Origin of the sequence: Pantoea sp. Ap-967 (assembly GCF_011752565.1) — a bacterium.
Classification (GTDB): Bacteria; Pseudomonadota; Gammaproteobacteria; order Pseudomonadales; family Pseudomonadaceae; genus Aquipseudomonas.
On record NZ_VWXK01000080.1, the window covers coordinates 1 to 1178 of the forward strand.

A 1178-nucleotide genomic window follows, 5' to 3' on the forward strand; every position below is an offset into this window, starting at 1 on the left:
CCAATCGTGGGTATGGCCGTTAAATCCACACCCAGGACCCGCCACAGCGCCTGATGCAAGGTTGCTTGATCAGCTGTGTTTCGATGGGGGCTTCGCAGTACTTTGCGAGGCTCTTTTGGCTTTTCTTCCAGTACTGGCAACAGCTTCAAGGCCTCACCTATGGCTTTGTCACACTCTGCGATCTGCCGCTCCAGAAAGTCATACGTGGCTAGCTCTTGTCCCAACGCATGCAAGTGCTCAGGCCTCCAATTGCCATGAAGGCTGCGAGCGACGGTCTCTTTACCCGCTTTGATCCGAGCATCGGTCAACTCTGCCAGTTGTACAGGATTGCGCTCACCGGCGATGATCGCTCGCAGAATTTTCATGCCAGTGACTCCGGAAATATCACTGATCACGTTGGCCAACTGGATGTTCATTTGGCTCAGCGCTTTCTGCATCCGATTCAGCGACTGCGCTTGATCTTTCACTTTAAATGCCCGCTGCCTGACTAATGAGCGGACGCAGCAAGTTGGATCGCTGGGCCGGAAGGCACCTCGTAGCAGCCCATGGGTCATTAGCTGCCAGATCCATTGGCAATCCAGTACATCGGATTTTCGGCCCGTGATTTGCCGAGTAGCACGAGCATTGACGAGGTAAACCTCGAACCCTCGCTCACTGAGGACTTCGTAAATAGGAATCCAGTAAACGCCGGTGGACTCCATGGCCACGACCTTGACATGCAAGCTCTCGAGCCATTCGGCGAGCTGGTAAAGGTCGTCAGTGAAGGATGTAAACGATCGGACATCATTGTCGTGACGAGGATCGACAGCGACAAAATGTTCTCGGCTGCCGACATCGATTGCAGCGCAATCAGGATGAACGACAGTAAAGCGTTGCTTGGACGGCTTGCGCGCCATGATGAATCCTCGCAGGATAAAGGGCGCGCGGGGCACACGGTGGCGAAAGGGGTTCACTCTCTCATACGTGGTCACAGCTGGTTCAGCTGATGCCTACAGGGACTTCACGCCGATACCGTGCGGATCACTCTCCTACGCGGGTGTGCTGACACACACCAGTGCCGGTTACGATCTCTGTCCCGCGCGCTCGAACCCTAACAAAGCAAAAGGCGTCTGGCCCTAACGGGCCAGACGCCTTTTCTTTTGCAAAATGTCAGCGCCAACGCAGATATGAAGTCGTGC

General features: G+C 54.9%; 1 protein-coding gene. It reads right to left on the reverse strand.

The window, feature by feature from the left end:
- Nucleotides 1–896: IS110 family transposase (locus F3J45_RS29560; protein WP_167070875.1), on the reverse strand; the 896-nt coding region annotated here is incomplete at its 3' end.
- Nucleotides 897–1178 lie beyond the last annotated feature (282 nt).